The organism is Kitasatospora sp. NPDC001527, from assembly GCF_040298605.1.
Taxonomy (GTDB): Bacteria; Actinomycetota; Actinomycetes; order Streptomycetales; family Streptomycetaceae; genus Kitasatospora.
Map to the genome: position 1 here is coordinate 334,043 of NZ_JBEPAM010000001.1, position 19,630 is coordinate 353,672.

Here is a 19,630-nt window from a genome sequence, read left to right on the forward strand (position 1 = left end):
CGCCAGGTGTCCGAGCTCGCAGCGACCACCCTCGATGCGCCCAGCACCGACCTGCAGGCCGTGCTCGACCGGGCGGCCGGCGGCGGCCGGATCAGCCCGGAGGAGGCGCTGGAGCTCTACCGCTCCGCCCCGCTGCACGCGCTCGGCTCGGCGGCCGACGCGGTGCGCCGCCGCCGCTACGCGGGGACCGAGCACATCGCGACGTACATCATCGAGCGCAACATCAACTACACCAACGTCTGCGTGACGGCGTGCAAGTTCTGCGCCTTCTACGTGCCGCCGAAGAGCGACAAGGGCTGGTCCCGCGACCTCGACGAGATCCTGCGCCGCTGCGCGGAGACCGTCGAGCTGGGCGGCACCCAGATCATGTTCCAGGGCGGCCACCACCCGGACTACGGCGTCGAGTACTACGAGCGCGCCTTCTCGGCGATCAAGGCGGACTTCCCGCAGCTGGTGATCCACTCGCTGGGCGCCTCCGAGGTCGAGCACATGGCGCGGATCTCGGGCGTCTCCATCGAGGAGGCGATCACCCGGATCCACAAGGCGGGCCTGGACTCCTTCGCCGGCGCCGGCGCCGAGCTGCTGCCGGAGCGCCCGCGCAAGGCGATCGCGCCGCTCAAGGAGTCCGGCGAGCGCTGGCTGGAGATCATGGAGACCGCCCACACCCTGGGCGTGGAGTCCACCTCCACCATGCTGATGGGCACCGGCGAGACCAACGCCGAGCGGATCGAGCACCTGCGGATGATCCGCGACGTGCAGGACCGCACCGGCGGCTTCCGCGCCTTCATCCCCTACACCTACCAGCCGCAGAACAACCACCTGAAGGGGTCGACCCAGGCGACCGTCTTCGAGTACCTGCGGATGATCGCCATCGCCCGCCTGTTCCTCGACAACGTCGCCCACATCCAGGGCTCCTGGCTGACCACCGGCAAGGAGGCCGGCCAGCTGTCGCTGCACTACGGCGCGGACGACCTCGGCTCGGTCATGCTGGAGGAGAACGTGGTCTCGGCGGCCGGCGCCAAGCACCGCTCCAACCTCACCGAGCTGATCCACCTGATCCGGGCCGCCGACCGCGTCCCCGCGCAGCGCTCGACCACGTACGAGCACCTGCGGGTGCTGGACGACCCGGCGAACGACCCGGTCGACCCGCGGGTCGCCTCGCACATCGCCTCCACCGCGATCGAGGGCGGCACCGCGCACCCCGAGCTGAAGATCCTCGACAACGGCTGAGGTCCCCTCCCGCCGTGCTGACCCTGCACCGGGCCGCCCTCGTGCTGCCCGACCCGGCCGATCCCACCGCCCCGTCCCACGCCGACGGGGCGGTGCTGGTGCGCGGCGAGCTGGTCGAGGCGGTCGGCCCGTACGCCGCCCTGGCGGCGGCGCACCCGGCGGCCCGGGTCCGGGACTGGGGCGACGCGCTGCTCGCGCCGGGGCTGCGCAACCCGTACGGGCACGGGCTGCTGGAGCGGGCGTACCATCCGGACCCGCGCGAAGGGGCCGGGGACGAGCCGGTGCCGCAGGGGCTGGCGGGGGAGCGGGACGAGACGCGCTGCGGGGCGAGCGCCCGGCGCGGGCTGCAGCGGATGCTCGGCTTCGGTGTGACGGCGGTGGCCGGGCCGTTCGAGCGCGCCTCGGTGCGGACGGCGGTGGCCCGGTCGGGGCTGGTCGTGCTGCCCGGGCCGGGGGACGGCGCGGCCGCGGGGGACGGGCCGCTGGACCCGCTGGCGGTGGTGCCGCTCGCCGAGGCGGTGCACGGCCGGGTGGCCGTCGGGGGCCGGGCGGACTTCGCGGTGTTCGCTCCCGCGGCGCGGGGCGCCGAGCGCGGCTGCCGCGCCACGGTGCTGGCCGGCCGGCTGGTGTTCCGGCGCCGCTGAGCGCCTTCCCGGATCCCGTTCCGGTCACACCCTACTCGTCGGTAGTCCCACGATCCGGCCTGGGCCGGCCGTATGCCCGTGCGACGTACGGGACTTGCTTCGTGTGCCACTGAACTGCGAGTTCTTCCCCGTGGCCTGATTGACCCTTCGCCGTGACCTGAGGGCCCGCCAGCGGATAGCATCCGGCTCAGCTCAGTCCACACCCTCACCACGCCCCGCCCGTGACCGCGGGCGGCGGGGCCCGCCCCAGGCCCCGAACGCAAGCCAGGACAGGAACCATGCGATCCGCGACCGTCCCCCCGCAGCGATCCCCGCGGTTGGGCCGTGGCTGGTACCTCACCGCCGTGCTCAGCGCCGTGCTGGCCGTCGGGATGTGCCTGCTGGGGTGGCGTCAGGCCGAGCAGGCCGACCGGATCGGAGCCCACCCGGTGCGGGTCGGCGGCGTGGTGACCCAGCTGCCGGCCGGCGGCGGCTCCTACAGCACCGTCAGCTACCAGGCGGGCGGCCAGCACTACTCGGCCACCGCGCTGCCGCTGGCCGACGGCACCAGGGTCGGCGAAACCGTGTGCCTGGAGCACGCGGCCGACGAGCCCAGGGCGGTGCGGATCTGCGGTGACACCTACCCGCAGCCGGTGGGCGTCGGGCTGGCCCGGTTCAGCGTGCCGGTGGCGCTGCTGCTGTTCGCCGTCTGCGTGCTGCGGATCCGGCGGCACCGGCGGGCGCTGGCCTTCCGCAGCGGGCAGAACCGGTTCGCCACCACCGTCGCCCTGGCGACCGAGGTGCTGGCCGACGGGATGCCGGCCATAACGCAGGGCAAGCGCTCGCGCCGCCGGCGCCGGGCGGGCGGACGGCGCGGCCTGCACTGAGGCGGCGCGCGGCGTTCCCGTCGCGCCCCCTGTGTCCTCCCCGCACGGCCCCGGACGTCCCGGCGGCGCCCCGGAGGTGTTCCGGCGGTGCCCGGAAGACGCCCCCTTGCCCGGTTCGGCGGAGCCAGGGTGAACAATGGGGGGCGTGACCCGAGCCTCTCTGGACAAGCAGCCGCACGAAGTCGCCGCCATGTTCGACGACGTCGCGGCCAAGTACGACCGCACCAACGACGTACTCTCGCTCGGCCAGGCCCGCGCCTGGCGCCGGGCGGTGGCCGAGGCGGTGGCCGCCGGGCCGGGTGACGTCGTGCTCGACCTCGGGGCCGGGACCGGCACCTCCTCGCTGCCCTTCGCGGAGGCCGGGGCACGGGTCGTGCCGTGCGACTTCTCGGTCGGCATGCTCGTCGAGGGCAAGCGCCGCCACCCCGAGCTGGCGCTGACCGCCGGGGACGCCACCCGGCTGCCGTTCGCCGACGACACCTTCGACTCGGTGACGATCTCCTTCGCGCTGCGCAACGTCCACGACACCGGGGCGGCGCTCGGCGAGATGCTGCGGGTCACCAAGCCCGGCGGCAAGCTGGTGATCTGCGAGTTCTCCACGCCGACCTGGACGCCGTTCCGGACGGTCTACACCGAGTACCTGATGCGCGCGCTGCCGCCGGTGGCCACCGCGGTCAGCAGCAACCCGGACGCGTACGTCTACCTCGCGGAGTCGATCCGCGAGTGGCCCGACCAGCCCGCGCTGGCCGGTCGGCTGCAGGAGGCCGGCTGGTCCAAGGTGGCCTGGCGCAACCTGACCGGCGGGATCGTCGCCCTGCACCGGGCCTACAAGGTCTGACCGGCCGCCGCGACCGGGTTCCCCCCGCCCGGTCGCGCCCGGCCGCGGCGCCGTCCGCAGCTCATAGACTCGTCCCAGCCCAGCCGCGCCGGCCCCCGCCGGCCGGCCGACCCCCAGCAGGAGTGTGCCCACCGTGTCCGAGACCGCCGTTGACCTGAGCGCAGGCGTTGTGGAGAGCACCGCGGACGTCATCGTGGTCGGCGCGGGCCCGGCCGGGTCCACCACCGCCTACTACCTCGCGCAGGCGGGCCTGGACGTGCTGCTGCTGGAGAAGACCAGCTTCCCCCGGGAGAAGGTCTGCGGCGACGGCCTCACCCCGCGGGCCACCAAGCAGCTGGTGGACATGGGCATCGACGTGTCCACCGAGAACGGCTGGCTGCACAACAAGGGCCTGCGGATCATCGGCGGCGGGGTCCGGCTGGAGCTGGACTGGCCCGAGCTGTCGGCCTTCCCGGACTACGGACTGGTCCGCAAGCGCGCCGACTTCGACGAGCTGCTCGCCCGTCAGGCCGAGAAGGCCGGGGCCCGGCTCTACGAGCGCTGCAACGTCAGCGGCCCGGTGCTGGACGAGCGGACCGGCCGGATCACCGGGGTCACCGCGAAGCTCGGTGACGAGAAGCGGCCGGTGACCTTCCGCGCCCCGCTGGTGGTGGCCGCCGACGGCAACTCCACCCGGCTCTCGCTCGCCATGGGCCTGCACCGCCGGGAGGACCGCCCGATGGGCGTCGCCTACCGCACCTACTTCACCTCCCCGCGCCACGACGACGACTACCTGGAGTCCTGGCTGGAGCTGTGGGACACCCGCGGCGGGGAGCGCAAGCTGCTGCCCGGCTACGGCTGGGTGTTCGGCATGGGCGACGGCACCTCCAACGTCGGCCTCGGCATCCTGAACTCCTCGCCGGCCTTCGGCGAGCTGGACTGGCGCGAGGTGCTCAAGGCCTGGTGCGCGAGCATGCCCGAGGAGTGGGGCTACACGCCCGAGAACATGACCGACCCGATCCGGGGCGCCGCGCTGCCGATGGCCTTCAACCGCCAGCCGCACTACACCCGCGGCCTGTTGCTGGTCGGCGACGCTGGCGGCATGGTCAACCCGTTCAACGGCGAGGGCATCGCCTACGCGATGGAATCCGGCCAGATCGCCGCCGGGGTGATCGTCCAGGCCCTCGCCCGGGTGACCGACGGTGGCCGGGAGCGCGCGCTCCAGGCCTATCCGCGGATCCTCAAGGACGTCTACGGCGGCTACTACACGCTCGGCCGGGCCTTCGTGAAGCTCATCGGCAACCCGAAGGTGATGCAGCTCGCCACCCAGCGCGGGCTGACGCACCCGCTGCTGATGAAGTTCGTGCTCAAGCTCCTCGCCAACCTCACCGACCCGCAGGGCGGCGACGCGATGGACCGCGTCATCAACGGCCTGGCCAAGGCCGCGCCCAACGCCTGACCGGCCGCCCTCGGTCAGTCGGCCTGGTCGCGGTCGGCCTGGTCGCGGTCGGCCTGGTCGCGGCCAGCCGCGGAGCGCCGCTCGACGTAGGCGAGGCGTTCGGCGAACACCCGGGCGGCGTCCGGGGTGAGCGTGCGCAGGGCGACCAGGGCGGTGAAGACGACGTCGCACAGCTCGTGCTGGACGTCCTCCCAGCTGTGGGTGACGCCCTTGCGCGGGTTCTGGCCGGTGACGCCGATCACGGCGGCGCTGACCTCGCCGACCTCCTCGGAGAGCTTGAGGATCCGGGCGAGCCGCTCCTCCCGCGGGGGGAGCGGACTCTCCTCGTCGAGCCAGGCCACCATGTGGTCGACGCTCTCCCAGATCCTGCTGTCCATGTGGTGCCGCTCCCGTGCGGTGTCGGTGGCCTGACGACGGCCGGTCGGTGGCCGGTCGGTGGCCGGTCGACGGCCCGCTCCACCGTACGGGAGTCCGGCCGGTGGCTCAGCGGGCGGAGATCTTCACGTTGCGGATGTTCACCGGCAGGGTGGGGAAGCCGTCTCCCGGGTTGTTCTGGTCGTCCTCACCGCCGGCGGCGATCTTCTGCAGCACGTCCAGGCCCTCGGTGACCCGGCCGAAGGGGGTGTAGGCGGGGGAGAGCTTGGTGTCCTTCCAGACGAAGAAGAACTGGCTGCCGTTGGTGTTCGGCCCCGCGTTGGCCATGGCGACGGTGCCGGCCGGGTAGGTGGCGCCCTCCAGGTTCTCGTCCGGGAAGGAGTAACCCGGGCCGCCGCTGCCGGTCCCGGTCGGGTCGCCGCACTGCAGGACGTAGATCCGCTGGGTGGTGAGCCGGTGGCAGTGGCTGCGGTCGAAGTAGTCGCGCTCGGCGAGGAACCGGAACGAGAAGGTCGTGCAGGGGGCCTTGTCGGTGAGCGCCTGGAAGGTGATCGCGCCCTGGGAGGTCTTCAGGGTGGCCCGGTACGGCTTGGCCGCCTTCCGGGTGTCGAAGACCGGGATCCCCTTGAAGTTGTCCGCCGGGACGGCCGGCGTGTAGGTGCAGGTGGTGCCGGCCGCGCCGGTGCCGGCCGACGGGGTGTCCGCGACCGCGGTGCCGGTGCTGACGACGAGCGGCAGGACGGTGGCGGCGGCGGTCAACGCCCAGTGCATGCGCCTCACGTGACGGGCCTTCCGGTGGGTGGGGGACGGCTGGGTTGGCATGGCGCCATCATCCACGGCGGGGCGGGCATCCGGTAGGGGGCCGGAAAGCCGTTGATCGCGGGCGGTGCGGTGCGCGAGGATGGCGGGCCCGCTCTGCTCCGGGATCCGTCCGACGACGTGCGCGACTCTCGTGTGCCGGTACGTCCGTTTCGAGCGCCCGCGCGTCTCGAACGCTCCGAGAGGCTCCGCCCGTGCGCGCTCCGTCCTCCCCCCTGCTGCGTGACCTCCCGGTGCTGCTGGTGGCGGTGGTCTGGGGATCGAGCTTCCTGGCGGTGCAGCGGGTGGCCGAGCCCGGCACGGTGGTGGCGATGCTGGTGCTGCGCTTCGGCCTGGTGCTGCCCGTCCTGGGGCTGGCCGCCTGGCGGTCGCTGCGGCGGCTGCGGCCGGCCGAGTGGCTGGGCGGGGCCGGGCTGGGGCTGGTGCTCGGTGCGATCTTCCTCCTGGAGACTTTCGGCGCGGTGCACACCTCGGCGACCAACGCGGGCCTGATCATCAGCCTGACGATCGTGTTCACCCCGCTCGCGGAGAGCGCGCTGACCCGGACCAGGCTGCCGCGCTCCTTCCTCGCGGCGGCTGGCCTGGCGGTGGTGGGCATCGCGCTGCTCACCGGGGACGGCGGACTGCGGGCCCCGGCCTCCGGCGACCTGCTGGTGCTCGGCGCCGCCGTCGTGCGGACGGTCAACGTGCTCGCCACCGCCCGGGCCCGGTCGATCTGGCGGAGCGACACGCTGGCCGTCACCTGGGTCCAGCTCGCGGCCGCGACGCTGGTGTTCGCCACCGCCGCGCCGTTCGCCGGCCCGCTGCCCTGGACGGTGGCGGCCGGCTACGGGCCGGCCCAGTGGGGCTGGCTGCTGCACCTCGCGCTGCTCTGCACGCTGTTCGCGTTCTTCGTGCAGATGTGGGCGGTCCGCGCCACCTCGCCCTCCCGGGTCAGTCTGCTGCTGGGCACCGAGCCGCTCTGGGCGGCGGTGTTCGGCATCACCCTGGCCGGGAACCACCTCGGACCGCTCGCCCTGCTGGGCGGCGCCCTCGTTCTGGCCGGCACCGAGTGGGGCCGGCGGACCGCCTCGGCACCGCGGCCGCGGACGGCCCCGGCGGAGGGGGAGCCGGTCCCGGCGTAGCCGCCCGGACGAGGTGGTGACGGCGGTCGGGGTGGTGGAGGTGGTGGTCGCGGTGGTCGCGGTGGTGCTCATCGGCGGCGTCCCAGGGTGCGGCGGGCGTAGGCGACGGTGACCGCGGCGACCAGCGGACCCCAGGCGATCATCGGCAGGTAGCAGAGGGTCATGATCACTCCGGCGCTGCCCTGCGGGGCATCCGGATTGCTCAGCTCCTCGGTCCAGCCTCCGAACAGGGAGGTCAGACCGAGCAGGGTCAGGACGGCCGAGCCGAGCGCGGCCGGGACGATCGCGGCGAGCGGCCGGACGGCCCGGCCGCCGAGGAACGGGATCCAGCGCGGGACCACCTCGCCCCAGGGGCGGACCAGCCCCAGGGTGAGGAAGGCCAGCAGCTCGGCCAGCCCGCTCAGTGCGACGAGGTACGCGGTGCCCCAGCCCGGGGTGTTGTGGTCGAACGCCTCGGCGAGCTCCCCGCTGAAGCCGACCGGGACGCCGAGGCCGAGGGCGAGCCGCCAGAGCCCGGAGGGCACGGTGGTCCAGACCGTGGCGCGGGCGGCCAGCTCGGCCCAGCGCGGAGTGCCGGCCGGCCGGACCTCGCGCCTCCGTGTCACCGCGGACGCGGCCCCCGAGGGACCGCCCGCGGCGGCTGTCGTGGTGGCGGTCGCGGTCGCGCCGGCCGCGATCGTGGCGACGGTGGTGGTGGACATGGTGACGGACTCCCCTCCGGCCGGCCAGGGTGGCCGGTCCGACGGGATCAAGAGTGGCCCTCGGGCCGGGGCCGCCATCAGTGCCGATCGGGCTGTCTTCGCTGCTCGGAACGGGGGCGGAAACCTGCCGATCGGCACAGGCGGAGCGCTCCGGAGATCCGTAGGCTTCCCGCAGGAAGGAGGCGAGCATGCATCAGATCGTGGCGCTGGCGGCCCCGGTGGCGATCGTCGGCGGGTGGCTGCTGAGGTCCCGGTTCGGGCCGGCGGTGGTGACGGGTGTCGCCGGCGCGGTGTCGGTCGGGTCCACGGCCGGCGCCTGGGCCGCCGGCCGGTGGACCGAGGCCGACCAGTGGGCGGGTGTGGTCGGGCTGCTCGAACTCGCCTCCCTGCTCGTCCTGGTGGTCGTCGCGCTGCGCGCCGAGGGAGGCCGGCGCGCAGCGGTGGCGGTCTGGACGGTCGGTGGTGCGGTCGCGCTCTGGCCGTCCAGGTTCGAGAAGGTCGTCGGCCCGGAAGACGGGCTGGCCCTCTTCGGGTTCGGCTCGGCCTTGGCGCTGCCGGCCGTCCTGGTCGGGCTCTACCTGCGCGGGCTGGACGACGCGCGGCGCCGCTCGGTGGCGGCGGCCCGCCGCTCCCAGCGGCTCGAACTCGCCCACGACCTGCATGACTTCGTCGCGCACGACGTCAGCGGAATGGTTGCCCAGGCGCAGGCCGGCATGGTGCTGGCGGCCTCGGACCCGGCACGCGCGGCGGCCCTGTTCGAGCGGATAGAGCGGGCCGGGCTGCAGGCCCTGGCCTCACTCGACCGGACCGTCCACCTGCTGCGCCGGGAGGACGCCGACGGTCCGGTGCGCGGCCCGCAGCCCGGCCTGGCCGAACTGGCCGAGCTCACCGAGCGGTTCGCCGGCTCGGACGGCGTGGAGGTGCGGTTGGACGCCCTGGCCGAGGATCCGGGGATCCCCCGGGAGGTGGCGGCCACCGCCTACCGGGTCGTGGTCGAGGCGCTGACCAATGTGCGGCGGCACGCGCCCGCCGCCCGCACGGTCGAGGTCCGGGTGCGCCGCGATGGACGGCGGCTGACCGTACGGGTGCGGGACGACGGCGGCGCGGCTCCGCAGCCGTCCGGGCCGCGCCGGGGCGGCAGCGGGCTGGCGGGGCTGGCCGCCCGGGTGGAGGCCCTGGGCGGCACGCTCGCCGCCGGCCGGGAGGGCGGCGGCTGGCAGGTGGCGGTCACCCTGCCGCTCAAGGCGTGGTGACCGGCCGGGCGGAGGCCGCGGCACGTTCGGCGGGAACAGCCGGGGCGGCAGGAGCGGTCACGACGGCCGCAGCTCTCGGAGCAGTCGGAGTGGCAGGGCGGGCGGGGCCGGCGGGGCAGGCGGGGCGAGTGCGGCGGCCGGCAGCGGCGCGGACGACAGGAGGAGAAGACGTGGCAGGCACGGCACGGGGACCGTACCGGCGACCGGAAGGAGGCGCGGGCCGATGACGATCAAGGTGCTCCTCGCCGACGACGACGAGGTGATCCGCAGCGCGTACCGGATCATCCTCGACGCCCAGCCGGACATCGAGGTGGTGAACGAGGCCGCGGACGGCGAGGAGGCGATCGCCCTGGCCGAGCGCCTGCGGCCGGACGTGATCCTCGCCGACATCCGGATGCCCCGGCTGGACGGGCTGGAGCTGACCCGGCGGCTGGCCGGGGAGTTCCGGGTGGTCGTGGTGACCACCTTCGACCTGGACGAGTACGTGCACGAGGCGATCCGCGCAGGGGCGGCCGGCTTCCTGCTGAAGCGCTCGGGGCCGTCACTGCTGGCGGAGGCGGTCCGGTCCGCCGTCGCGGGGGACGCCTTGATCAGCCCGCAGATCACCGTCCGGCTGCTCCGCCGGCTGTCGGGCGGCACACCGCGGCGGCCGGCGGGCGGCCGGGCAGCGCAGCGTCCGCGGGTCGGCCCGGTCGAGGAACTCACCGCGCGGGAGAAGGAGGTCGCGGGGCTGGTCGCGGACGGCGCAACCAATGCGGAGATCGCGGCGGAGCTGTTCATCAGTGCCGGGACGGTGAAGAACCACCTGGCCGCGATCCAGCGGAAGCTCGGCACCCGGAACCGGGTCGGCATCGCCGCGTGGGCCTGGGAGAGCGGGGCCTGAGTCCGGACGCGCGCTTGTGAACGAAGGGTCAAGCGGGCGTTCGCGGGGCCGCCACCCCTGCGGGTGAGCCGCTATAACACGTCAACATGACGCCCGGAAATTTGCTCTCGGCGAGGCATAGTTGATATAGGCGCATGGCCCTGACCAGCCGCTTCGCAGATAATTGCGACTGCTTGTGACCATTTGACTTCTTTGCGTCGACAAATCTCGTCATGCTCACCTTCGCCACGATTCGCGAGGTGGCGGAGATCACAAAGATCGTCTTGAACTGCGTGTCGCAGATCACAAGCCGACGGGCATAGGATGCGCTCGTTCCGGGCTTTGTGAACTGCCTCACATGGGGTGGATCTCGGGAACTGGAACGCCGGGTTCACCAGAGTGTGACCCGTCGGTTCCGATCTGCAGTCAAGGACGACTGGACGGAGGGAGCGGGGGCTATGAATGCCTACGCGCCGATCCTCGTACTCGGTGCCATCGCCGCGGCGTTCGCGGTCGGCTCCGTCGTGATGGCCTCACTGACCGGCCCCAAGCGCTACAACCGGGCCAAGCTGGAGGCGTACGAGTGCGGCATCGAGCCGACCCCGCAGCCTGTGGGCGGCGGTCGGTTCCCGATCAAGTACTACCTGACGGCGATGCTCTTCATCGTCTTCGACATCGAGATCGTCTTCCTCTACCCGTGGGCCGTGAGCTTCGACGCCCTGGGGATCTTCGGGCTGGTCGAGATGCTCCTGTTCATCGCCACCGTCTTCGTCGCCTACGCCTACGTCTGGCGCCGCGGCGGTCTGGAGTGGGACTGACCGCTGACTTTGTGAACATGCGGACAAGCCAACGGACTTGAGGGCATTGAGAGGGATCTGATGGGAATCGAGGAGAAGCTGCCGAGCGGCTTTCTGCTCACGACCGTGGAGACGGCCGCCGGCTGGGTGCGCAAGGCGTCGCTCTTCCCGGCCACCTTCGGGCTGGCCTGCTGCGCGATCGAGATGATGACCACCGGCGCGGGCCGCTACGACCTGGCCCGGTTCGGCATGGAGGTGTTCCGGGGCTCGCCCCGGCAGGCCGACCTGATGATCGTGGCGGGCCGGGTGAGCCAGAAGATGGCCCCGGTGCTGCGCCAGGTCTACGACCAGATGGCCAATCCGAAGTGGGTCATCTCGATGGGCGTCTGCGCCTCCTCCGGCGGGATGTTCAACAACTACGCGATCGTGCAGGGCGTCGACCACATCGTCCCGGTGGACATCTACCTGCCCGGCTGTCCGCCGCGCCCGGAGATGCTGATGGACGCGATCCTGAAGCTGCACGACAAGATCCAGCACGAGCCGCTCGGCGTGAACAAGCGCCGCGCCGAGGAGCTGGGCGAGGCGCTCGCGCTGCAGGCCACCCCGGTGAGCGAGATGCGGGGGCTGCTGCGATGAACGAGCAGGTACCCGAGACCCGCCGCGAGCAGCCGCGCCGCGAGATCCCGGTCGAGGTGGTCGGCCGCCGGCAGGGCATGTTCGGCGCCCAGGGCAGCGGCGACACCTCCGGCTTCGGCGGGCTGGTCGCCCCGATCGCCCTGCCGCCGGCCAGCGAGCGCCCCTACGGCGGCTGGTTCGACGAGGTCGCCGACGAGCTGGAGGGCGCCCTGGAGGAACAGGGCCTCGACCCGGCCGAGGTGATCGAGAAGACCGTCGTCGACCGCGCCGAGCTCACCTTCCACATCGCCCGCGAGCACCTGCTGCGCACCGTCCGCACCCTGCGCGACGACCCGGCGCTGCGCTTCGAGCTCTGCCTCGGGGTGAGCGGCGTGCACCACCCCGGCGACCGGGGCCGCGAACTGCACGCGGTCTACCACCTGCGCTCGATCACCCACGGCCGGCTGATCCGGCTGGAGGTCACCGCGCCGGACGCCGACCCGCGCATCCCGTCCGTGGTCAGCGTCTACCCGACCAACGACTGGCACGAGCGCGAGGCCTACGACTTCTTCGGCCTGGTCTTCGAAGGCCACCCGGCCCTCACCCGGATCATGATGCCGGACGACTGGCTGGGCCACCCGCAGCGCAAGGACTACCCGCTCGGCGGCATCCCCGTCGAGTACAAGGGCGCCCAGATCCCGGCGCCCGACCAGCGGAGGTCGTACAGCTGATGAGCACCCAGCACTACGAGGAGACGCACCAGGGCGACGCCGCCGAGGCGGGCGCCCGGGAGACCACCGAGGGCCGGGTCTTCACGGTCACCGGCGGCGACTGGGGCGAGGTGGTCGAGGCCGTCGGCCGGGCCGACGACGAGCGCATCATCGTCAACATGGGCCCGCAACACCCCTCCACCCACGGGGTGTTGCGGCTGATCCTGGAGATCGACGGCGAGACCGTGACGGAGGCCCGCTGCGGCATCGGCTACCTCCACACCGGCATCGAGAAGAACATGGAGTTCCGCAGCTGGGTCCAGGGCACCACCTTCGTGACCCGGATGGACTACCTGACCCCGCTGTTCAACGAGACCGCCTACTGCCTGGCGGTCGAGAAGCTGCTCGGCATCACCGACGACATCCCCGAGCGGGCCAGCGTCATCCGGGTGCTGATGATGGAGCTCAACCGGATCGCCTCCCACCTGGTCTGCCTGGCCACCGGTGGCATGGAGATCGGCTCCACCACGCTGATGATCTACGGCTTCCGCGACCGCGAGCTGATCCTGGACATCTTCGAACTGGTCACCGGCCTGCGGATGAACCACGCGTACGTCCGCCCCGGCGGCCTCGCCCAGGACCTCCCGCCCGGCGCGGTCGACCAGATCCGCGAGGCCGTGAAGACCTTCCGCTCCCGGATGCACGAGTACGACAAACTCGCCACCGGCAACCCGGTGTTCAAGGCCCGCCTGGTCGGCGTCGGCTTCCTCGACCTGCCCGGCTGCCTCGCCCTCGGCGCCACCGGCCCGATCCTGCGCGCCACCGGCCTGCCGCACGACCTGCGCAAGTCCGACCCGTACTGCGGCTACGAGAACTACGACTTCGAGGTCGCGATCGCCGACAGCGCCGACTCCTACGGCCGCTTCCTGATCCGCCTGGAGGAGATGAAGCAGTCGCTGCGGATCGTCGAGCAGTGCCTGGACCGGCTGCGCCCCGGCCCGGTCATGGTGGCCGACAAGAAGATCGCCTGGCCGGCCCAGCTCGCCGTCGGGCCGGACGGGATGGGCAACTCCCTCGACCACATCCGGAAGATCATGGGCACCTCCATGGAGGCCCTGATCCACCACTTCAAGCTGGTCACCGAGGGCTTCCGGGTCCCGGTCGGCCAGGCCTACGTGGCGGTCGAGTCGCCCAAGGGCGAGCTGGGCGTGCACGTGGTCAGCGACGGCGGCACCCGCCCGTACCGGGTCCACTTCCGGGACCCGTCGTTCACCAATCTGCAGACGATGGCGGCGATGTGCGAGGGCGGCCAGGTGGCCGACGTCATCGTCGCGGTGGCCGGGATCGACCCGGTGATGGGAGGCGTGGACCGGTGACAGACGTCCGACTGGGGATGCCGGCGCTGCCGGCCAGGCCGTACCCCGAGGAGGTGCACGCCCGGCTGGCCGCCGACGCCGCGGAGCTGATCGGCCGCTACCCGGTGGCCCGGTCCGCCCTGCTGCCGCTGCTGCACCTGGTGCAGGCCGAGGAGGGCTTCGTCAGCCCGACCGGCATCCGGTTCTGCGCGGAGCAGCTGGACCTCACCACCGCCGAGGTCACCGCCGTCGCCACCTTCTACACCATGTACCGGCGCCGGCCGGCCGGCGAGTACCACGTCGGGGTCTGCACCAACACCCTGTGCGCGGTGCTCGGCGGCGACCAGATCTTCGCCGAACTCCAGGAGCACCTCGGGATCGCCAACAACGAGACGACCGAGGACGGCCGGATCTCGATCGAGCACATCGAGTGCAACGCGGCCTGCGACTACGCGCCCGTGGTGATGGTCAACTGGGAGTTCTTCGACAACCAGACGCCGGAGAGCGCCAAGCGGCTGGTCGACGACCTGCGCGCGGGCCGCGAGGCCGCACCCACCCGCGGCGCCCGGCTCTGCTCCTTCAAGGAGACCGCCCGGATCCTGGCCGGCTTCCCCGACGAGCGCCCCGGCGCCGTCGACGAGTCCGGCGCCGGCGGCGCCCCCTCGCTGGCCGGCCTGCGGCTGGCCCGCGGCGAGGCCCTGCCCGGCACCGGCGGCACCCGCGTCGTCTCCCCCCGCCACGAGGGCACCGGCCAGGAAGGGAACGAAGCGTGATGACCTCCGCCGAGCCGGCCGAGAAGCTGCTCACCCCCGTCCTGTCCGCCTCCTGGGACGACTCCCGCCCCTGGAGCCTCGCCACCTACCGCCGCCACGCCGGGTACGAGGGCCTGCGGGCCGCCCTCGCCATGCCCCCGGACGACGTGATCGCCCTGGTCAAGGACTCCGGCCTGCGCGGCCGCGGCGGCGCCGGCTTCCCCACCGGCATGAAGTGGCAGTTCATCCCGCAGAACGACGGCAAGCCGCACTACCTGGTGGTCAACGCGGACGAGTCCGAGCCGGGCACCTGCAAGGACATCCCGCTGCTGTTCGCCAACCCGCACTCGCTGATCGAGGGCATGATCATCGCGTCCTACGCGATCCGCTGCGACCACGCCTTCATCTACCTGCGCGGCGAGGTCGTCCCGGTGCTGCGCCGGCTCCAGGCCGCCGTCGCCGAGGCGTACGCGGCCGGGCTGCTCGGCCGGGACATCCTCGGCTCCGGCCTCGACCTGGACATCACCGTCCACGCCGGCGCCGGCGCGTACATCTGCGGCGAGGAGACGGCCCTGCTCGACTCGCTGGAGGGGCGCCGCGGCCAGCCGAGGCTGCGCCCGCCGTTCCCGGCCATCGCCGGCCTCTACGCCTGCCCGACCGTGGTCAACAACGTCGAGTCGATCGCCTCGGTGCCGCCGATCCTGGCCCGGGGCAAGGAGTGGTTCAAGGGCCTGGGCACCGAGAAGTCCCCCGGCTTCACGCTCTACTCGCTCTCCGGCCACGTCACCAACCCCGGCCAGTACGAGGCCCCGCTCGGCATCACGCTGCGCCAGCTGCTCGACATCAGCGGCGGCATCCGCGCCGGCCACCGGCTCAAGTTCTGGACCCCGGGCGGCTCCTCCACCCCGATGTTCACCGACGAGCACCTCGACGTCCCGCTCGACTACGAGGGAGTCGGCGCGGCCGGCTCCATGCTCGGCACCAAGGCCCTGCAGATCTTCGACGAGACGACCTGCGTGGTCCGCGCGGTCACCCGCTGGACGGAGTTCTACGCCCACGAGTCCTGCGGCAAGTGCACCCCCTGCCGCGAGGGCACCTACTGGCTGGTCCAGCTGCTCAAGCGGATCGAGGCCGGCCAGGGCACCGAGGGCGACCTCGAGAAGCTCCTGGACATCGCCGACAACATCAACGGCAAGTCCTTCTGCGCGCTGGGCGACGGCGCCGCCAGCCCGATCGTCTCCTCGCTCCAGCACTTCCGGGCCGAGTACGAGCAGCACCTCGTGGAGCGCCGCTGCCCGCTCGACCCGGCCGCCTCCACCGTCTGGGCCGACGGCCCCCGCCCCGGCCACCAGTCCGCCACCGAAAGGGAGGTGCACGCGTGACGATCACAGAACCCTCCACCTCCACGGGCGGACAGGCCCCGGTCGAGCTGGTCACGCTCACCATCGACGGCGTCGAAGTGCAGGTCCCCAAGGGGACGCTGGTGATCCGGGCCGCCGAGCAGATCGGCACCCAGATCCCGCGCTTCTGCGACCACCCGCTGCTCGACCCGGCCGGCGCCTGCCGGCAGTGCATCGTGGAGATCGAGGGCCAGCGCAAGCCGGTCGCCTCCTGCACCATCCCGGTCGCCGAGGGCATGGTGGTCCGCACCCAGGTCAGCTCGCCGGTCGCCGAGAAGGCCCAGCGCGGCGTGATGGAACTGCTGCTGATCAACCACCCGCTGGACTGCCCGGTCTGCGACAAGGGCGGCGAGTGCCCGCTGCAGAACCAGGCGATGTCCACCGGCGACGCGGAGTCCCGCTTCGAGGGGGTCAAGCGCACCTACGAGAAGCCGCTGCCGATCAGCAGCCAGGTGCTGCTGGACCGGGAGCGCTGCGTGCTCTGCGCCCGCTGCACGCGGTTCTCCCAGCAGATCGCCGGCGACCCGTTCATCGACCTGGTCGAGCGCGGCGCCCTGCAGCAGGTCGGTACCGGCGAGGGCGACGACTTCGAGTCGTACTTCTCCGGCAACACCATCCAGATCTGCCCGGTCGGTGCCCTCACCTCGGCGGCCTACCGGTTCCGCTCCCGCCCGTTCGACCTGGTCTCCTCGCCGAGCGTCTGCGAGCACTGCTCGTCCGGCTGCGCCCAGCGCACCGACCACCGGCGCGGCAAGGTGCTGCGCCGGCTGGCCGGCGAGGACCCGGCGGTCAACGAGGAGTGGAACTGCGACAAGGGCCGGTTCGCCTTCCGCTACGCCCAGCAGCGTGACCGGATCACCACCCCGCTGGTCCGCCGGGACGGCGAGCTCGTCCCCGCCTCCTGGCCGGAGGCGCTGGCCGCCGCCGCCGAGGGGCTGCGCGAGGCCCGCACCGGGGTGCTCACCGGAGGCCGGGTCACCGTCGAGGACGCCTACGCCTACGCCAAGTTCGCCCGGGTGGTGCTCGGCACCAACGACGTGGACTTCCGGGCCCGCCCGCACAGCGCCGAGGAGGCGGAGTTCCTGGCCGCCGCGGTCGCGGGGCAGGGCGTGGACATCACCGGCGAGGGCGTGACCTACCAGGACCTGGAGGCCGCGCCGGTCGCGCTGCTGGTGGCCCTGGAGCCCGAGGAGGAGTCGCCGATCGTCTTCCTGCGGCTGCGCAAGGCGAGCCGCGCCGGAGGGCCGGTGGTCTTCTCGATCGCCGCGCACGCCTCCCGGGGCCTGGCCAAGCTGCGCGGGGCGCTGCTGCCCGCCGCACCCGGCACCGAGGCCGAGTGGCTGGCCGCGCTCGCCGCCGACGAGCCGCTCAGCGACGACGCCGGGCGCGCCGCCGAACTGCTGCGCACCCCCGGCGCGGTGATCCTGGTCGGCGAGCGGGCCGCCGCCGCCCCCGGCGCGCTCTCCGCCGTACTGCGGCTGGCGCACGCCACCGGCGCCCGGCTCGCCTGGATCCCCCGGCGGGCCGGGGAGCGCGGCGCGGTCGAGGCGGGCGCGCTGCCCGGCCTGCTGCCGGGCGGCCGCCCGGTCAACTCCCCGGGCGCCCGGGCCGAGGCCGCCGCCCTCTGGGACGTGGCCGCGATCCCGGCCCGGCCGGGCCGGGACACCGAGGAGATCCTCGCCGCGGCCGTCGGCGGCGAACTCGGCGCGCTGTTGGTCGGCGGCCTCGACCCGGAGGACCTCGCCGATCCGGCGCAGGCCGAACTGGCGCTGGCCGCCGTCCCGTTCGTGGTCTCGCTGGAGCTGCGCCCGTCCGCCGTCACCGCGCACGCCGACGTGGTGCTGCCGGTGGCCGCGGTCGCCGAGAAGGCCGGCACCTTCCTGGACTGGGAGGGCCGGGTGCGGATGTTCGAGGCCGCGCTCAAGCCGGACCAGCAAGTGGGCCGGCACCTGCACCCGGACCTGCGGGTGCTGAGCATGCTCGCCGACGCGCTGGGCCACCGGCTCGGCCTGCCCGACGTGCGCGCCGCCCGGCTGGAGCTGGACCGGTTCGCGCCCTGGGAGGGCGAGCGCCCGGCCGCCCCCGCCGCCCACCCGGGCCTGCTGCCCCGGCCGGCCACCGGCCAGGCGGTGCTGGCCGGCTGGCGGCTGCTGCTCGACCGGGGCTCGCTCCAGGAGGGCGACCCGCACCTGGCCGGCACCCGGCACCGCGCCGTGGCCCGGATCTCGCCGACCACCGCCGAGGAGATCGGCGCCGTCGACGCGACCGCGCTGCGGCTGACCGGTCCGGCCGGCTCGGTCACCCTGCCGCTGGAGATCGGCAAGGAGATGCCCGACCGCACGGTCTGGATCCCGCTCAACTCCACCCCGGGCGGCGCCTACCGCACGCTCGGCACCACCATCGGTCACCTGGTCACCATCGCCCCGGCGCAGGACGACGAGGCCCGGGACGGCGAGGCGCAGGGCGTCGAGCCCGACGAGGAGGAGAAGTGAACCCCACCTCGCACCCGCTCGCCGGGTACGACCTCGCCGCGTACGAGACGCTCGGCTTCTTCGGCCGCGACCCCTGGTGGCTGGTCCTGCTCAAGGCGGTGTTCTGCTTCGCCTTCCTGGTCGGCACGGTGCTCGTGGCGATCGTCTGGGAGCGCAAGGTGGTGGCCTGGATGCAGCTGCGCATCGGGCCCAACCGGCACGGCCCGTGGGGCCTGCTGCAGTCGCTCGCCGACGGCGTGAAGCTGGCGCTCAAGGAAGACCTGGTGGTCAAGGGCGCCGACAAGGCGGTCTACATCCTGGCCCCGATCGTCTGCGCCATCCCGGCGTTCATGGCCTTCGCGGTGATCCCGTTCGGCCCGGCCGGTGACGAGATCTCGATCTTCGGCACCCGGACGCCGATGCAGCTGACCGACTTCCCGGTGGCGCTGCTGTACATCCTGGCCACCGCCTCGGTCGGCATCTACGGCATCGTGCTGGCCGGCTGGTCCTCCGGCTCGACCTACCCGCTGCTCGGCGGTCTGCGCTCCTCGGCCCAGATGATCAGCTACGAGATCGCGATGGGCCTGTCCTTCGCGGCGGTGTTCATCTACTCCGGCTCGATGTCCACCTCGGAGATCGTCTCCTCGCAGCAGCCGACCTGGTTCGCGGTGCTGCTGCCGGTGTCGTTCATCGTCTACATCGTGGCGATGGTCGGCGAGACCAACCGCGCGCCGTTCGACCTCCCGGAGGCCGAGGGCGAGCTGGTCGGCGGCTTCAACACCGAGTACTCCTCGCTGAAGTTCGCGATGTTCATGCTCGCCGAGTACGTCAACATGGTCACCGTCTCGGCCGTCGCCTCCACCCTGTTCCTGGGCGGCTGGCGCGCCCCCTGGCCGGTCTCCACCTTCTGGGAGGGCGCCAACCACGGCTGGTGGCCGCTGCTGTGGATCACCCTCAAGATCCAGCTGCTGCTGTTCTTCTTCATCTGGCTGCGCGGCACCCTGCCCCGGTTCCGCTACGACCAGTTCATGAAGCTCGGCTGGAAGGTGCTCATCCCGGTCTCGCTGGTCTGGCTGGTGATGGTGGCGGCCGTCCGGGCGCTGCGCAACGAGGGCTACGGGTTCGGCGAGGTGGTGCTCTACGTCGGCGCCCCGGTCGGCGCGCTGCTGCTGCTCGGCCTGCTGCGGGACGTCGTGAAGCGCCGGCCCGAGACCGAGGACGGCGCGCCGCGCGGGGAGTTCGACCCGATGGCCGGCGGCTACCCGGTGCCGCCGATGCCCGGCCAGCAGCTCCCGCCGGTTCCGCGCCGGCGCAGCCGTGCCCCGAAGCAACTCCAGGACGCCCTCAACGGGGCCGACCATTCCGAAGGGAGCTGAACCG

Annotated in this window: 19 protein-coding genes; 16 read left to right on the plus strand and 3 right to left on the minus strand. The window is 73.0% G+C overall.

Going from position 1 to position 19,630, the window contains the following annotated elements:
• Window positions 1-6: 6 nt before the first annotated feature.
• The 5 genes from mqnC to ABT238_RS01510 all read left to right on the plus strand — a co-directional run bounded on the left by mqnC (window position 7) and on the right by ABT238_RS01510 (window position 5,016).
• Window positions 7-1,230, plus strand: a complete 1,224-nt coding sequence (mqnC, locus tag ABT238_RS01490; RefSeq protein ID WP_350558150.1) for a cyclic dehypoxanthinyl futalosine synthase — start codon at window positions 7-9, stop codon at window positions 1,228-1,230.
• Window positions 1,231-1,244: 14 nt separating this feature from the next.
• On the plus strand, window positions 1,245-1,874 hold the full coding sequence (locus ABT238_RS01495; RefSeq protein ID WP_350755187.1) for an imidazolonepropionase-like domain-containing protein: 630 nt from the start codon (window positions 1,245-1,247) through the stop codon (window positions 1,872-1,874).
• Window positions 1,875-2,152: 278 nt separating this feature from the next.
• Complete coding sequence (locus ABT238_RS01500) at window positions 2,153-2,740, plus strand: hypothetical protein (RefSeq protein ID WP_350558144.1); 588 nt, start codon at window positions 2,153-2,155, stop codon at window positions 2,738-2,740.
• 145 nt (window positions 2,741-2,885) lie between these two features.
• The gene (locus ABT238_RS01505) at window positions 2,886-3,578 is read left to right on the plus strand and encodes a demethylmenaquinone methyltransferase (RefSeq protein ID WP_350558141.1); all 693 of its coding nucleotides are present in this window, start codon (window positions 2,886-2,888) and stop codon (window positions 3,576-3,578) included.
• Window positions 3,579-3,732: 154 nt separating this feature from the next.
• Window positions 3,733-5,016: a geranylgeranyl reductase family protein gene (locus ABT238_RS01510; RefSeq protein WP_350559180.1), complete on the plus strand. Its 1,284-nt coding sequence runs from the start codon at window positions 3,733-3,735 to the stop codon at window positions 5,014-5,016.
• A gap of 14 nt (window positions 5,017-5,030) precedes the next feature.
• Here ABT238_RS01510 and ABT238_RS01515 read toward each other — a convergent pair whose 3' ends face one another.
• Both ABT238_RS01515 and ABT238_RS01520 read right to left on the minus strand, forming a co-directional pair.
• Window positions 5,031-5,393, minus strand: a complete 363-nt coding sequence (locus ABT238_RS01515) for a MazG-like family protein (RefSeq protein ID WP_350755189.1) — start codon at window positions 5,391-5,393, stop codon at window positions 5,031-5,033.
• A gap of 106 nt (window positions 5,394-5,499) precedes the next feature.
• Window positions 5,500-6,162, minus strand: coding sequence for a peptidylprolyl isomerase (locus ABT238_RS01520; protein ID WP_350755191.1), 663 nt, complete (start codon window positions 6,160-6,162; stop codon window positions 5,500-5,502).
• Between the two features lie 242 nt (window positions 6,163-6,404).
• Between ABT238_RS01520 and ABT238_RS01525 the strand changes: the two genes are divergently transcribed.
• Window positions 6,405-7,334, plus strand: coding sequence for a DMT family transporter (locus ABT238_RS01525; RefSeq protein ID WP_350755193.1), 930 nt, complete (start codon window positions 6,405-6,407; stop codon window positions 7,332-7,334).
• Window positions 7,335-7,402: 68 nt separating this feature from the next.
• On the opposite strand, the gene ABT238_RS01530 is transcribed toward ABT238_RS01525, so the two are convergent.
• Window positions 7,403-8,035: a hypothetical protein gene (locus ABT238_RS01530; RefSeq protein WP_350755195.1), complete on the minus strand. Its 633-nt coding sequence runs from the start codon at window positions 8,033-8,035 to the stop codon at window positions 7,403-7,405.
• A 188-nt stretch (window positions 8,036-8,223) separates the two neighbouring features.
• Here ABT238_RS01530 and ABT238_RS01535 point away from each other — a divergent pair, with 188 nt between their 5' ends.
• The 10 genes from ABT238_RS01535 to nuoH all read left to right on the plus strand — a co-directional run bounded on the left by ABT238_RS01535 (window position 8,224) and on the right by nuoH (window position 19,626).
• Window positions 8,224-9,288 (plus strand): sensor histidine kinase, encoded by a 1,065-nt coding sequence (locus ABT238_RS01535; RefSeq protein WP_350755197.1) that lies wholly within the window; start codon window positions 8,224-8,226, stop codon window positions 9,286-9,288.
• Window positions 9,289-9,511: 223 nt separating this feature from the next.
• Window positions 9,512-10,171, plus strand: coding sequence for a response regulator (locus tag ABT238_RS01540; protein WP_350558126.1), 660 nt, complete (start codon window positions 9,512-9,514; stop codon window positions 10,169-10,171).
• Between the two features lie 437 nt (window positions 10,172-10,608).
• A complete protein-coding gene (locus ABT238_RS01545; RefSeq protein WP_014137597.1) occupies window positions 10,609-10,968 on the plus strand; it encodes an NADH-quinone oxidoreductase subunit A in 360 nt (119 codons plus the stop codon).
• A 60-nt stretch (window positions 10,969-11,028) separates the two neighbouring features.
• The gene (locus tag ABT238_RS01550; RefSeq protein WP_030300882.1) at window positions 11,029-11,583 is read left to right on the plus strand and encodes a NuoB/complex I 20 kDa subunit family protein; all 555 of its coding nucleotides are present in this window, start codon (window positions 11,029-11,031) and stop codon (window positions 11,581-11,583) included.
• Window positions 11,580-12,293 (plus strand): NADH-quinone oxidoreductase subunit C, encoded by a 714-nt coding sequence (locus ABT238_RS01555; RefSeq protein ID WP_502884090.1) that lies wholly within the window; start codon window positions 11,580-11,582, stop codon window positions 12,291-12,293. The genes ABT238_RS01550 and ABT238_RS01555 overlap by 4 nt, the downstream gene beginning before the upstream one ends.
• A complete protein-coding gene (locus ABT238_RS01560) occupies window positions 12,293-13,648 on the plus strand; it encodes an NADH-quinone oxidoreductase subunit D (RefSeq protein WP_350755199.1) in 1,356 nt (451 codons plus the stop codon). Before ABT238_RS01555 ends, ABT238_RS01560 begins: the two co-directional genes overlap by 1 nt.
• Entirely contained in the window at window positions 13,645-14,400 is a 756-nt protein-coding gene (nuoE, locus tag ABT238_RS01565) for an NADH-quinone oxidoreductase subunit NuoE (protein ID WP_350558120.1), read from the plus strand. Before ABT238_RS01560 ends, nuoE begins: the two co-directional genes overlap by 4 nt.
• The gene (gene nuoF / locus ABT238_RS01570) at window positions 14,400-15,761 is read left to right on the plus strand and encodes an NADH-quinone oxidoreductase subunit NuoF (RefSeq protein WP_350755201.1); all 1,362 of its coding nucleotides are present in this window, start codon (window positions 14,400-14,402) and stop codon (window positions 15,759-15,761) included. Before nuoE ends, nuoF begins: the two co-directional genes overlap by 1 nt.
• Entirely contained in the window at window positions 15,758-18,271 is a 2,514-nt protein-coding gene (locus ABT238_RS01575; RefSeq protein WP_350755203.1) for an NADH-quinone oxidoreductase subunit G, read from the plus strand. The genes nuoF and ABT238_RS01575 overlap by 4 nt, the downstream gene beginning before the upstream one ends.
• A complete protein-coding gene (gene nuoH / locus ABT238_RS01580) occupies window positions 18,268-19,626 on the plus strand; it encodes an NADH-quinone oxidoreductase subunit NuoH (RefSeq protein ID WP_350558111.1) in 1,359 nt (452 codons plus the stop codon). Before ABT238_RS01575 ends, nuoH begins: the two co-directional genes overlap by 4 nt.
• Window positions 19,627-19,630: the final 4 nt, after the last annotated feature.